This window comes from Pannus brasiliensis CCIBt3594 (genome assembly GCF_036688125.1).
GTDB lineage: Bacteria > Cyanobacteriota > Cyanobacteriia > Cyanobacteriales > Microcystaceae > Pannus > Pannus brasiliensis.
Window position 1 is genome coordinate 20,358 of sequence record NZ_JBAFSM010000021.1, and the last position, 14,324, is coordinate 34,681.

Here is a 14,324-nt window from a genome sequence, read left to right on the forward strand (position 1 = left end):
CGAGTTCGTTATGGATTGAATTTGGTCGATCGAATTAACCAAAAGATGACTCCGCTAAAATCGAACTGATGAAGGAGGTAATTATGACCAACCCGATCTATTTTCAGTTTTTTTCGGTCGCGTAGAACCAAGTGAAACCCAACAGCCGAGCGGTCTCATGTTGGGTTTCGTCGCCTCAACCTAACCTTTTCGATTCATTAGATTTTTCTTAAGCCCCGATTAGGTCGTTTTGGAGAAACTGTAAAAGGCGAACTTTAGTTTCTCTGGGAGCCTCGGTAAGAAATTCTTTTACCTTTTCCTCGTCAACTTTGACCTCTTTAGGGCAGTTCTGGATACTTTGGAAGAGTTCGCCGATCGTTCGCATCACCACGGCCTCGCGAAGTCTCCAATCCCCTTTTCGCAGAAGTTCCGCGGCTACATTCGGGCTAATGTCGGGCGTACTACCGTTTTCTGCAAGGTAGTCCTCGACCGATTCGTAATCCGAGTTCAGGTATCTCACGAAGTGCTCGACGCTCAAACCGAAGAAATCGGCAAGGAACATCATATTGCCCGTGTCCGGGCAGGAAGTGTAGTTTCGTTTTTCCCAATTCTGGATTGTCCCGGACGAGATTTTTACCCCGTGAAAGCCCTTCATGTTAGCTTGCGAGTTCAGCATCTCGGAAAACGCCGCTTGCGAGATTTTCAGCGATTTACGCTTGTCTACCAGTAGATCCCGGAAGCGGTTCAATCCGTGTTCGGTGAGCGGGCCGGGGGTGTTGTCGGGGCTTTTGCCCCGATCGGAAATTCTATCAGCCATTGGCTTTATGCAATTAAAATTGAATAGTTCTTAGTCTATCATGGAACTCAGGTCGTGGCAACTACCGCAGATCCCGGAACCCGTTCAATCCGTGTTCGGTAAGGAATCCGGGTTCGTTGTTTTTCCCTCGATCGGAAATTTTGCCAGCCATTTGTCTTGTATAACTACTAATCGAACAATTTTGATTTTATCATGTAATTTAGATCATGGCAACACAAGTACAGAATATCGATCGATGTCCCACGGGATAAGCTTTCGAGTTAAAAAAGCTAAATTGAATGTTTTCGAGAGATTATCGAGAAAACGCGGGGTTCGATCGATCTCCGGTGTTCCGTCCGGGGCGATCGGTCTGTTCATCGATCGCCGGTCGTTGTTACACTGGTTAACGCTCATCGATCGCCCGTCAAAAACCCCGATCCATCATGTTAGACCTGAAAAGAATTCGCGAAAACCCCGAGGAAGTCCAGAAACTGCTCGATCGACGTAACGGCAGTTACGATCTGTCCGCTATTCTAGAATTAAGCCAGAAACAGAGAGAATTAGAGGTCGATCGCACCCGTTTACAGACGCGGGGTAACGAGATCGGAAAATCGGTCGGCCAGAAGGTGAAAAGCGGGAGCGATCCGAACTCTGCCGAAATTCTCTCCCTGAAAGAAGAAGGGAACGAGATTAAAAATCAGCTATCTTCTCTAGAGCCGAGGGAGAGAGATATTAAAGCCGAAATAGAACAGAGATTACTAGAATTACCCAATATTCCCAGCGAAACCACGCCGATCGGGAAAGACGAGCGAGAAAACGTTGAGATCCGGCGCTGGGGAGATGAATATAAACCCGATAACCCGAATATCCTCCCTCACTGGGAAATCGGCGAGAAATTGGGAATTTTGGACTTTGAACGGGCGGTAAAGGTGGCGCGCGCTCGTTTCGTCAATCTAGTGGGGTTAGGCGCGGCGCTGGAGAGGGCGTTAATTAATTTTATGCTCGATCGACAGATCGAGGCCGGCTACGTGGAGGTTTTGCCCCCCGTTTTGATTAACAGCGAATCCCTGCGCGGGACGGGACAGTTACCGAAATTCGAGGAAGAAAGCTTCCGGTGTCGCGATGATGAGCTTTGGTTAGCCCCGACGGCCGAGGTTCCCGTTACCAATCTATATCGCGACGAAATCCTCGAAGCGGAACGATTACCGATTAAACACTGCGCGTATACTCCCTGTTTCCGTCGCGAGGCCGGCAGTTACGGCAAGGATACCCGGGGCTTGATCCGTCTGCACCAGTTTAATAAGGTGGAGTTGGTGAAAATCGTCCATCCCGACACTTCGTCAGCGGAACACGAGAGTTTAGTCGCGAACGCGGAGGCGATTTTACAGGCGTTAAAATTGCCCTATCGGACGATCGAATTATGTACCGGAGATCTCGGTTTCGGCGCGGCGAAATGTTATGACCTAGAGGTGTGGCTACCGTCCGCGAATACCTATCGGGAGATTTCTAGCTGTTCCAATTTCCGCGATTTTCAAGCGCGTCGCGCGAATATTCGTTTTAAGGAAAAAGGACAGAAAGGAACCACTCTCGCGCACACTCTCAACGGTTCTGGACTGGCGATCGGTCGTACTATGGCCGCGGTTTTGGAAAACTATCAACAACCGGACGGTACGGTGAAGGTTCCGGAGGTTTTACAACCGTATTTACGACGGGAATCGATCGGGTAAACCAAGTGAAACCTCACGACCAATTCGCCAAGAATTACCTAGAAGAATTACTGTCTCCCCTGGGGACAGTAGAAGTGAGTAAAGAAGTAACGGACGAAACCCGTCAGGTCGATATTTTCTTCTCGCCGACCGAGACGGGACAGAATACGGAGTATCTGGGATGACTAGGATCGATCGCGCGAACTACCGCTCTGATCGAACCCTATCGTAATCCTCCCACCTCGATCGAGGTTCGTAACTGTCTCTCGAAACTTTTTACGGTGTCCTCGCGATTACAGCGTCGGGCGAGACGTGAAAGCGAATCGTACAATGAAGAGGAGTTTCCCCGTCTATGGACTCTCTTTCCGTCGGCTAGTGCCTCTCTCCTAGAGGGATTCGGTGCCATATCGGACATCGATGCTTGGGGGGAGGGAGTGTATCTTTTTCCCCGATTTTATCGGACGGCGATCGTCGCTATCAATCGACTACCCGTGGCTCCCGATACCCTATGGTTACGACTATTGGGACGGGGAAAGGTACAGAGTCAAGCGGTTAGAGAATGGCTACAATTACCGATAGAGAACTCGTTACGTCAGAACGTCACCGAATTGCTCGTCAGTTGGCGCGTCACGATCGAGATTCAAAATCTTTTAGAAGAAGAAGATAGAGAGGTGTTTATGACCCTATCACAAACTTATCTAGAGTGGAAAGAGGCAACTAAACAAGAGGCCAGACGGGAGGGACTAGAAGAAGGTCGTCAGGAAGGTCTTCAAGAAGGTCGTCAGGAAGGTCTTCGAGAGGGTCGTTTAGGGGGGAAATTAGAGTCGGTTCCCCGTTTGCGGGCTTTAGGATTAAGTGTAGAACAGATCGCGGACGCTCTGGAACTATCGATCGAACAAGTCCGACAAGCGACAGGAGAATAAAGCCCTATTTCCGCGACAGTAAAACGTAGAAACAGGGGATGATAAATAGGGTTAAGAAAGTGGCGAGGGATAACCCCGAAAAAACGACGATTCCTAACGGTTGCAAAAACTCGCCCCCCTCTCCCGATCCCAGCGCGAGCGGGAATAATCCTAACACGGTCGTCACCGTAGTCATCAGGATCGGTCGGAGACGTTGCGGGGCCGCTTTGAGGATGGCTTGCTGACGGGTGAAGCCGTATTCCGATCGCAGTTGGTTGGCGAGTTCGACCATGATAATGGCGTTGTTGACCACGATACCCACCAGTAACACCACCCCGACGATGACGATCGCGCTAATCGCCGTCCCCGTCACGTACAGCCCGAAAATGCCCCCCGCTAACGCTAGGGGAACGGTCAGAATAATCACGAGAGGGTCGATGAGGGAGTTATACTGTACCGCCATGACCACGAAGACCAGAAAGACCGATAAACCGCCTAATACGCCTAAAGAACTTTGAATTTCGGCGTTAGATTGTGCCGAGGCACTGGGGAGAACACTGACTCCCCCCGGTAATTCCGTCTCTCGGAGAACCCGATCGATCCCGGCGAGCGCGTCACTTAATTTCGCCCCCTCCACCAAACTGCCGACGATAATAAAAACCTGACGCTGATTGATACGCTGGATATTGCCCGGCGCCCGTCCCCTCTCGATACTTGCGACCTCTTCCAGTCGTAGGGATTCATTCGGGTTGACAAAAATCGGGATCTGTGCTACTTGACTGACCCGTTGGCGGGAGTCCTCGTCTAACTGTACCCGGATATCGACGAGTCGATCGCCCCTCTGCAATCGGGTGGGAACGAAACCCCGGATCGCCGTCAGGATCGTTTCGCCGATCTCGCGGGTGGTGATGCCCAAACTCTCCAGACGCGTCCAATCCGGTTTAATTTGAATTTCCTCCTGTCGGGGGTCGGCATCGGGACGGAAACGAGCTTGCGGAACCTTTTCTTCCAAAATCGCCAGCAATTTCTCGCCCGCTCTCTCCAATACTTCCCCGTCCTGTCCCTGTAGCATCACATCCACGTCCGAACCCACCGACGGCGAATTATTGAGGATAATGCCGCGCACTTGACCGGGAGTTAAGCGTAAACGGACGTTAACCAGATTGAGTTTCCCGAGTTCCTTGGTCATCCGCTCGATATACGCGTCCGTGTCCGTTCCTTTTTTCAGGGTGATCGTACTCGACGCGCGCAGGATATTCTCGTTCGTCGTCGTCCCGAATAATGATCCCCCGCTCGTGCTGAAAACGTATCGCGTTTCCGGCTGTCGAAGAAGTATAGAATCCACTTCGCGCATCACCCGGCGATTCGTCTCCAGATCGGTTCCGGGGGGAAATTGGGCGATTACACTCACCTGTCCCGTCCGAATACGGCTCAACACTTCCTGCGGGATACTCTGGAGTAAATAGAAGCTACCGCCACCGAGAATGAGAAAAGCCAGCGCGATCGCCAGAATCCGGAAACGTACCACCCGCGATAGAATACGGGCGTAGAGAATCGTCACTCCCTGTAAACGTTGTTGGAAAAAGCGGAGGGGGCCCGATCGATCGATCCCGCTAGAGACTTTCAGGTTCAACAACCGCGAGGCCAGCATCGGCACCACGGTTAGCGCGCACAGTAGGGAAGCGGCCACCGCGAAAGAGATCGTTAAAATAATCTCGTTAAAAAGGAGGGAAATAAACCCTCCGAGTAGTAAAAACGGCAAGATCGAGACTAGGTTCGTCGCGGTAGAGGCGATCAGCGCCGATTCCACCTCCCGACTACTTTTCTCGGCGATATCGATAAAATTCTCGCCCTCTTTCCGTCGATCGACCTGTAGGGCGATATTTTCCAGCATGACGATCGAGTTATCGACAACGATTCCCACCCCGAGCGCCAATCCCCCCAAACTGAACACGTTGATCGATAACCCGAATAACCGCATACAGATAATCGCCACGAGGGTCGAGAGGGGGATCGCGAGGGTAATAATCAACGTCTGCCGTAACGACCCCAAAAAGACGAACACGGTAATTCCCGCGAGAATCGTTCCCGCGACCCCGGAGGAGATCACGTTAGAAATCGCCGATCGAATGAATACCGATTCGTCATTGGTCGTGATTACCCGTATTCCCTCCGAAATTAGCCCCGATCGCTGTAGTTCGGCGAGCCGTCGTTTGACCCCATCGACCACCTCGATCGTGTTCGCGTCCGGTTGTTTCTGGACGGTCACTCGAACCGCGGGTTCTCCGTTGAGAGAGACGAAAACCCGTTGTTCTTCCGTACCGTCCACCACCCGCGCCACATCTCGCAGATAAACTCGTCCTTCCTCCCCCGAAACACTATTATCGTTTAAAGCTAAATTAGGAATCTCGCTCACGGTTTGAAACTTACCGATCGCGCGGGTTAAGGGTTCCCCGGTCTCTCCGGATAGCCGTCCCCCGGAGATATCGCGATTGCGTCGATCGAGCGTACCGAGGAGTTGATTTAATCCCACCCCCAAGGACTGCAATCTCTGCAAGTCCACGTTCACCCGTACCTCTTCGCGTACCCCTCCCGTCACCTCCACCGCGGCCACCCCGTTCACGAATCCCAATTCCCGACCCAACTCCTCATCCGCGAATAAGCGCAGATCCTTCAAGGATAGGGTATCGGAAACGAGCGCGAACTCGTAAACGGGCAAACGGGAAGGCTCGAACTTACTTAATCGCGGTTCTTCCACGATATCGGGTAAATTCTGACGTACTCGGTTAAAACTCTCCGTAGCCTCGTTCAAAGCCACGTTGAGATCTCCCCCCGGCGCGAAAAAGAGATCCACCCTCACGCGGCCCTCGCGGGTTTCCGAGTAGACTTGTACCGCTCCCTCGGTGGCGCTCATGCCTTCTTCGAGGGGTTTGGTGACTTCCTCTAGAATCACCTCCGGGGAGACTCCCGGAACCTCCATCCGCAAGCTGATCCGCGGGTAGGTGATCGAGGGGAGAAGATCAACCTGGAGACGGGAGATAAAAAACAGACCGATGACGATCGCCGCGACGGTCAGCATCAAGGTTCCGATATGACGGCGGATCGCCAGGCCGCTGAGAGAGAAAGATGACGGTTCGGACATGAGAGAAAAACGCGGCTACGTTACTCAGGATAACGAACCCGCGTCGGGATGCGGGCAATGCCGGAGAAACCCGTCGATCTTTCTCACCGGGGAAGGAATGTTTCCGGGAATTTCGCATTTCACTCGCGTTTACCGAGACGGCCCAGCAAGAAACTCCCGGCCACGAAAGTCAGTCCCACCACCGTACCGGGTTCGGGAACCGCGGCAGGGGGAATGCCGACCGCGAAGGAAGCGTTATCGACAATAAAAATATCTAAAACTGTCGAGGCATTTCCGAAGACGATCGAGTTAAAATTCGCGTTGCCAATAATCCCCAGAAAACCGCTACTGGCGTTGAGCGAATTATACACGACCAGGGTTTGATTGCCCGTGCCGTCGAAATTGCCCGATAGGGTTAACGAATTAGGATTGACGAGGCTGAAATTCGCTCCGAAGGCGAACGTGGGACCGGGAAAAGTCCAAGTGATCGCCGCGGAACCCTCGCTCGCGTCGCCATCGGTGGCGTTCACGTAATTTCCCCCCGAAACGGTATTAAACTCGACACCGACTGGAGGGGGTAAAGAATTCGCCGAAACGATACCCGAAGTTAGGGTGATCGTCTGGGCCGCGGGGATATTGGTGCTAAATGTATCGGTAGTGATCGTATTGCCCGGAGGGGCGGTTACGGCGTTTTGCCAGGCGGTACGATCGGTGTAAATCGTGAAAGCCCTAGCGGAAGATACGGATAGGAGCGCGAAAGTCACTGTGCCCGTCGCCAAAGCGAGGGATTTTACGAGAGATAGGAACATAAAACTAAAGTGGTACCCGATCGAAATAGCGAGAAGAGAAATCACCTGTAATCTAGCAATGCCGAGAAAGGCCGAAATCGTACTGTGGCGAACCCGCAAAAAAAAGATTCTTTCGTTCACAGATCGATCGCGAAAATTACGATAAAGATTTTTTCGTTCACGGATCGATCGGAAACTACACGATCGAGATTCCTTTCGTTGCCGATCGATACAGATCGATCGGAAACTACACGATTCGGGCCGGAACTGTTTTCGGACGGGTTAGCTTCCGGGCGCGTCTTCCCCCTATCCGGGGTTGGCTTGGTACGATGGAAAGGGAAATTACCGCTTACCACCCGAAAAAGAGTCGTTCTATATGCAATACCGTCGTTTCGGTCGTACTAACCTACAAATGCCCGTTTTTTCCTGCGGCGGAATGCGCTATCAGTTTAAATGGCAGGATATCCCGAATTGGGTGATTCCCGAAGACAATCAACGCAATGTCGAGGCGATCGTTAAGCAAGCTCTCGAATACGGCATCAATCACATCGAGACGGCGCGCGGCTACGGAACCTCGGAGATGCAGTTAGGCAAGATCCTCCCGAAACTGCCTCGGGAGAAGATCATCGTGCAGACGAAGGTTTCCCCGACGAAAGATCCCCGGGAATTCCGCCGTAAATTTGAACAGTCCTTGAAATTTTTGGGATTGGACTACGTGGATCTGTTGGGATTGCACGGCATCAATACCGCGGAAATTCTCGACGATAGCGTTCGCGACGGGGGCTGTTGGCAGGAGGCGAAAAAATTACAGGAACAGGGCAAGGCGCGATTTATCGGGTTCTCGACCCACGCGCCGCAAGATCTAATTGTCAAGACTATCGATACAAATCTTTTCGATTATGTCAACCTACATTGGTATTATATTTTTCAAGACAACTGGCCGGCGATCGAGGCGGCGCGGGAACACGATATGGGGGTATTTATCATCAGCCCCTCCGATAAAGGCGGCCATCTTTACAATCCCCCCCCGCGCCTCGTGGATCTCTGCGCCCCCCTCAGCCCGATGGTTTTTAACGATCTGTTCTGCCTGAGTCATCCCGAGGTACACACGCTCAGTATCGGCGCGTCCCGGCCGACGGACTTCGCGGAACATTTACAGACTTTACCCTTATTAGAAAAAGCCGGAGAAATCCTACCGCCGATCTTGGACAAACTAGAACAAGCGATGATCGACCGATTCGGAGAAAATTGGACAAAAACCTGGCGAATTGGCATCCCATCCTGGGAGAATGTCCCTAATAATATTAATATCCTCTCGATTCTCTGGTTAAGAAACCTCGCCCTCGCCTACGACATGGTAGATTTCGCGTCATCGCGATACAACCTGTTAGGCAATGGCGGCCACTGGTTCCCCGGAAGACCGGCGATCGACGCGGAAAAAATCGATTTTCGCGCCTGTTTGTCCGCGAGTCCCCACGCCGCGAGAATCCCCTACCTTCTCGCGGATACCCATCGATTACTAGCGGGAGAATCCGTACAGCGTCTGTCTCGTAGTTAACATCTCCGAAGACGGAAGACCGAAAAACCTATGCTTTTCGGTATAGCTCTCCGGGGATGAGAACGTGATAGAAACTTGTGTAGCAATTTCGGGAAGATCGATCGATTTTCGCACCACATTTTCTCGCGGGGATAAACCCGCGAGTTTTCCGAGAATACCGCGCCCCCAAATGGGTTTTTCCGGCCGGTTCCCGATCTTCCGAACTCAAAAATCGAGCGTTCACTAGGCGATCGTCATGAAATATCCCTTCGAGATGCGGCAATCCTCGCCCCGAAATGAGAGCGGGAACGATTCCCCGGTCAGGCATTGGTTACAGCAACAAACCCGAAACGCGCCCGAAACCGCGGGGCGGCTAGAATCTTTGGTCGGTGCCTTCGAGCTATTAAGCTTCGAGCTCGGCGAACCGATCGCGAGTATTCCCGGAATGGAAGAGGATCGATCGAGCGCGAACCCGGATTATTTCTGGTTGATCTGTCGGGGAAGGGCGCGTTTACTCGGTCGGGACGGCCGGCACCCCGTTTCGATCGGCGCGCTCGACGAGGGGGGAACCTTCGGGGGGGATAGCGTCTTCATCGACGATCGACTGCCCTACGAGGCGATCGCCGCCGGCCCGGTACAGGTAGCCCGCGTCCCGGTCGAAAAACTGGCGGAATGGCTCGATCTCCTACCGGAACTGAAACGGACGTGGTTCGAGGCGGCGCGCTCGCGTCAGACCCTGCTCTTTTTCAAAACCCGCGCGGAACTCCGGGATCGAGCGAGTCAATACCTGCGGGCGCTGGTTTCCCGCCTGCAAGAAAGAACCCTCCCCGCGGGGCGATCTCTCGCCGACGCGCCCCGCGGCCGCTATTGGTTGCGACGGGGACAGGTGAAGGATTGGCAACCGGGGACGGTCTGGGGATATCCCGAAACGGTTCCGGCCGACGCGCTCGCGGCAACGGAACTACAGGTGTACTATATGTCCCCGGAGGACTGGGACGCGGATCGCTCGATCCCCGTTCCCCCGCCGCGGCCGGTGGCGCTCCCGACCCCGCCACGACCATCGGGGAAAGTGATCGCCCTGCCGACGGCGCGCGAAAAGGCCGATATCGACTTTCCCAAGCCCCTGAAATCCGGGTTCCGTCCCTGGCAGAACTACCCCTGGATAGAACAGCAGAGCGCCGCCGATTGCGGGGCGACCTGTCTGGCGACGATCAGCCTGTATTGGGGAAAACGCCTCAGTTTGAACAGTATTCGCGATCTCTGCGGCATCGGTCGATCGGGGGCTTCCCTACACGGTCTGGCGAAAGCGGCGGAGACCCTGGGTTATCAGGCGCGGCCGGTACGGGCTAGTTTAAACCGTATCCAGGGGGGGAAAAATCCCTGGATCGCGCACTGGCAGGGGGATCATTACGTGGTCGTCTACCCGCGGGCCGGCGATCGACTGCTGGTAGCCGATCCCGCGGTGGGAAAGAAACTCTACACCCGGCGGGAATTTCTCGCCGGTTGGACGGGGTACGCGCTCCTTCTCGATCCCACGGAGACACTGGGATCGGTCGCCGCCGATAAAGCCTCTTTCTGGCGTTTTTTCCGCCTGTTAGTTCCCTACAAGAGCATCGGGCTACAAATTATCATCCTCTCGTTTTTAATTCAAATTTTCGGGCTGATCACTCCCCTATTCACCCAGATCATCCTCGATAAAGTCGTGGTCAATAAAAGCCTGTCCACGCTCAACGCGTTCTCGATCGGGCTACTGATTTTCGGGATCTGGAGTATCGGTTTAGGCTCGGTTCGGCAGTATCTTTTAAGTTATCTGTCGAACCGCCTCGATCTGACGATGATCAGCGGGTTTATCCGCCACGCGCTCAAACTTCCTTTAAAATTCTTCGAGTCCCGTCACGTCGGCGATATTATCACCCGAGTCAACGAGAACGAGAAAATCCAGCGTTTTTTACTCTCTCAGGTGATTCTCGCCTGGTTGGATTTCCTGATGGGGTTCGTGTACTTGGGCTTGATGTTTTACTATAACTGGCGCTTAACCCTATTAGTGATGGCACTGATCCCGCCGATCGCCCTATTAACGCTAATCGCGACCCCCTTCTTACGTCAGGTCTCCCGCGAGGTGTTTAACGAGTCGGCGCGCCAGAATTCCGCGTTAGTGGAGACGATATCGGGGATCGCCACGATTAAATCCCTGGCCGTGGAAGGGGAAACCCGCTGGCGCTGGGAGGAACACCTGACCGGCTTTTTGAACGCGCGCTTCCGGGGGCAAAAACTGGGCATTAACCTTCAGGCCGCCGGTGGGTTGATTAACTCGCTCGGCAGTACCGCTCTTTTATGGTACGGGGCGACGTTGGTGATCCAGGATCAATTGACGATCGGGCAGTTCGTCGCCTTTAATATGTTGATCGGCCGGGTGTTAGAACCGGTTTTAGTGTTGGTCAATCTCTGGGACGAATTGCAGGAGGTGTCGATCTCGATCGAGCGTCTCGACGATGTGTTCGCGACCGCGCCGGAGGAAACGAGCGATCGACCCCGGATGGCACTGCCGTCGATCCGCGGCGATATCCGCTTCGATAACGTGACGTTCCGCTACGATTCTAACGATGAACGCCCGATTCTCCAGAATATTTCCCTCGAGATCGCGGCCGGTCAACGGGTGGCGCTGGTCGGTCGTAGTGGTTCGGGAAAGAGTACCCTCGTCAAGTTAATCCAGGGATTGTACGCGCCGGATAGCGGTTCGATCTCGATCGACGGTCACGATCTACAACAGGTTTCCCCCCCGTCGATCCGCTCGCGTTTGGGCGTGGTGCCGCAGGAGTGTTTTTTATTTTCGGGAACGATTTTCGAGAATATATCCCTATTCCGACCGGAATACAGTTTGGAACAGGTGATAGAAGTCGCGAAACTGGCGGAGGCACACGCTTTTATCCAGAGTCTCCCCCTCGGATACAACACGAAGGTCGGGGAACGGGGCGCGACTTTATCGGGCGGTCAGCGTCAGAGAATCGCCATCGCCCGGGCCCTGTTGGGAGAACCGCGGGTGTTACTGTTAGACGAGGCGACCAGTTCTCTGGATACGGAATCGGAACGACGTTTCCAGCAGAATCTCGATCGACTCTCGCGCGATCGGACGATCGTGATTATCGCCCACCGTCTCTCCACGGTACGGAACGCGGATTGTATTTTCGTTCTCGATAAGGGGATCGTCGTCGAACGGGGAACCCACGAGCAATTGATGGCCCGTACCGACGGACTTTACTATCAACTCGCCCGCCAACAATTAGAACTTTAGGGGATAGGAAACGGGTTTTATATTCGGGGATAACGGGAAAAAATTTCCCGTTTTTTTAGGCCGAGTTTTATTCGGGGGACTATCCCCCCGACCCCCCCACCGGGGGAAAGGTGTTGCCCTTAGACCCCCTAGCCGTAAACAACCTCACTTCGGGTTAACAGGATTTCGTCGGGATGACCTGAATGAGCGAATCGGGGTTCTGACTTATCTCGAATCGAGGTTAAAAATTAATCAGATAAGGTTAGAAAATAATGTTCTTTTTCGTTTTGTCTAAAGCGATAATATTGTAATTTTTTGTCTGCATTTTATTATTTTCCGTTAAAATATTTTTCTGTTTTATCAATTTTTGAACGGTCAGTGAATAACTCTATAGCGATTTTGGCGGCCGTGATTCACTAGCGATCTAAAAAACTTTTCCGATTCGATTCTATCCCTCGATCGAGGCGATGTATACCTGGATGTTTTCGCTCGAATTTTCCTAGAATTTTTAACCCTAAAGAGGGTTGACGAGCGGTAGCGGAGTCTAAAAAGTGCTGAAATAGAGATACTTCTATTGATAGAAATTTTGAAATCTCTCCCGTTTTCTCACCCGTTCTCTACTTCTACTCTCTATCATGTTTTATAGATTGTTACTCCCGCGCTTAACGGGGGGATCTACTTAAAAAAACACAAATACAAAACCAAGGAGAAATCGATATGGCATTAATGAAATTAAGTGATTACTATCCCGATCGAGATAAAAATTTTTTCGGGGGACACGATATCAGCCACTTTTCCGTGTACGCGAATGACGCGGACGATGGCGATCGAGATAAGGTCGGTTCGGTGAAAGATATTCTGGTCGATGAAAACGACGGTCGTTTCCGTTATTTCATCGTCGATACCGGTTTCTGGGTATTCGGCAAGAAAGTATTACTTCCCGTCGGGTTAGCGCGGCTCGATTACGCTCGGGAACGGCTATACGTCGCCGGACTCACCAAAGATCAAGTAGAACATCTGCCGGAGTTTAGCGACGATCTCAAGATCGATAACGACTATGAAGAGCGGGTGCGGACTTCCTACCGTCCTCTCGTTCCTTCCTCGACCGTCGCCCCACCCGTGGCCGGTGCTACCTATAACTACCAGAACGAGCCTTATTTCTACGATCTCGACGATCCCGCCTTCCGTTCCTACGAGCGGAGCGCTTTCGAGCGTCGGTCCGCGGGAACCACCCGCGTGTGATCGAGCTTTCCGCTCTCGCGCTCGCTCCGGGGGGATCGTGTACCGACCTCCCGAACGAGCGTTTCCAGACGGTCGGAAATCGATCGGCCAACACTCGGTAGTTTAGGAGAAGGACAATCATGGAAATCGAGAAATCTCGAAAATACCGCCGGGGAAATCTTTCCGTTACGGGATGGTCGGCGCGGGGAGCGATGGTTCTCGCGTTAACCGTCGTCTTACTCGCCGGTTGCGGTGGCAGACGGGAGGAAACCACGGTACAGGAACGGCGGACCGTGACCCCCGAAAACGTCGCGGAGAATACGAATCGCTATATCGGTCAAGTCGTGACCGTTCGGGGTCAACCGATCGACAAGATCGGTACGGATACCTTTACCATCGAAGACCGGAAATTTTTCGGCAATAAGCCGGTTCTAGTCGTCAACGCGACCGGTAAAACCTTCGTGTACCCGACCGATGGGACCGATATTCAAGCGACCGGTGAGGTTCGGAATTTCGTGACCTCTGAAGTCGCCCGGCAATACAATCTCGGTTTAGACACGAACGCTTACGTGAAATACGAGAACCAACCGGCCCTGATCGCCCGTTCCCTGGCGGTTTCCCCGAAACCCGGCGACCTGACCCGCGATCCCGGACGATACTACGGTAAACCGTTGGCGGTTACGGGCCAGGTGAAAGACGTTTCGGGAACGAACGCCTTCACGTTAAGCGAGAATCGTCTGTTCGGCGGACAGGATTTATTGGTTCTTCGGGCGAAAGGGGAAACCGCGGGGAGTACCGCTAATCAGCCGGCGGTTCAAAACGGGGAAAGCGTCGCGGTAACGGGGGTATTACGTCCGTTTTCCGTTGCCGATTTACAACGCGAGTACAACCTCAATCTGGACGCGGCAACCCGACAACGCCTAGAAACGCGATACGCCAATAAACCGGTGTTGATCGCCGAAGGGGTTTATCCCTCCGCGATCCCCGATGACAATCGATAACG

Annotated in this window: 8 protein-coding genes and 1 pseudogene; 6 read left to right on the top strand and 3 right to left on the bottom strand. The window is 53.1% G+C overall.

Annotation, left to right across the window (positions count from 1 at the left end):
* Window positions 1–208: 208 nt before the first annotated feature.
* Window positions 209–796: a helix-turn-helix domain-containing protein gene (locus tag V0288_RS12270; RefSeq protein WP_332865389.1), complete on the bottom strand. Its 588-nt coding sequence runs from the start codon at window positions 794–796 to the stop codon at window positions 209–211.
* Window positions 797–1,218: 422 nt separating this feature from the next.
* On the opposite strand from V0288_RS12270, the gene serS reads away from it, so the two are divergent.
* Together serS and V0288_RS12285 are read left to right on the top strand one after the other, a co-directional pair.
* Complete coding sequence (gene serS / locus V0288_RS12275) at window positions 1,219–2,502, top strand: serine--tRNA ligase (RefSeq protein ID WP_332865390.1); 1,284 nt, start codon at window positions 1,219–1,221, stop codon at window positions 2,500–2,502.
* A 5-nt stretch (window positions 2,503–2,507) separates the two neighbouring features.
* Window positions 2,508–3,404 (top strand): annotated as a pseudogene (locus V0288_RS12285) (RpnC/YadD family protein).
* A 4-nt stretch (window positions 3,405–3,408) separates the two neighbouring features.
* On the opposite strand, the gene V0288_RS12290 reads toward V0288_RS12285, so the two are convergent.
* Together V0288_RS12290 and V0288_RS12295 are read right to left on the bottom strand one after the other, a co-directional pair.
* On the bottom strand, window positions 3,409–6,525 hold the full coding sequence (locus V0288_RS12290) for an efflux RND transporter permease subunit (protein ID WP_332865393.1): 3,117 nt from the start codon (window positions 6,523–6,525) through the stop codon (window positions 3,409–3,411).
* A 119-nt stretch (window positions 6,526–6,644) separates the two neighbouring features.
* Entirely contained in the window at window positions 6,645–7,268 is a 624-nt protein-coding gene (locus tag V0288_RS12295) for a hypothetical protein (protein ID WP_332865394.1), read from the bottom strand.
* 400 nt (window positions 7,269–7,668) lie between these two features.
* On the opposite strand from V0288_RS12295, the gene V0288_RS12300 reads away from it, so the two are divergent.
* The 4 genes from V0288_RS12300 to V0288_RS12315 all read left to right on the top strand — a co-directional run bounded on the left by V0288_RS12300 (window position 7,669) and on the right by V0288_RS12315 (window position 14,322).
* On the top strand, window positions 7,669–8,850 hold the full coding sequence (locus V0288_RS12300) for an aldo/keto reductase (RefSeq protein WP_332865395.1): 1,182 nt from the start codon (window positions 7,669–7,671) through the stop codon (window positions 8,848–8,850).
* Window positions 8,851–9,085: 235 nt separating this feature from the next.
* Window positions 9,086–12,121 carry a peptidase domain-containing ABC transporter gene (locus V0288_RS12305; RefSeq protein WP_332865396.1) on the top strand — a complete coding sequence of 1,012 codons (3,036 nt, stop codon included), beginning with the start codon at window positions 9,086–9,088 and terminating at the stop codon, window positions 12,119–12,121.
* Between the two features lie 696 nt (window positions 12,122–12,817).
* Window positions 12,818–13,342, top strand: a complete 525-nt coding sequence (locus V0288_RS12310; RefSeq protein WP_332865397.1) for a PRC-barrel domain-containing protein — start codon at window positions 12,818–12,820, stop codon at window positions 13,340–13,342.
* A gap of 119 nt (window positions 13,343–13,461) precedes the next feature.
* Complete coding sequence (locus tag V0288_RS12315; RefSeq protein ID WP_332865398.1) at window positions 13,462–14,322, top strand: hypothetical protein; 861 nt, start codon at window positions 13,462–13,464, stop codon at window positions 14,320–14,322.
* Window positions 14,323–14,324: the final 2 nt, after the last annotated feature.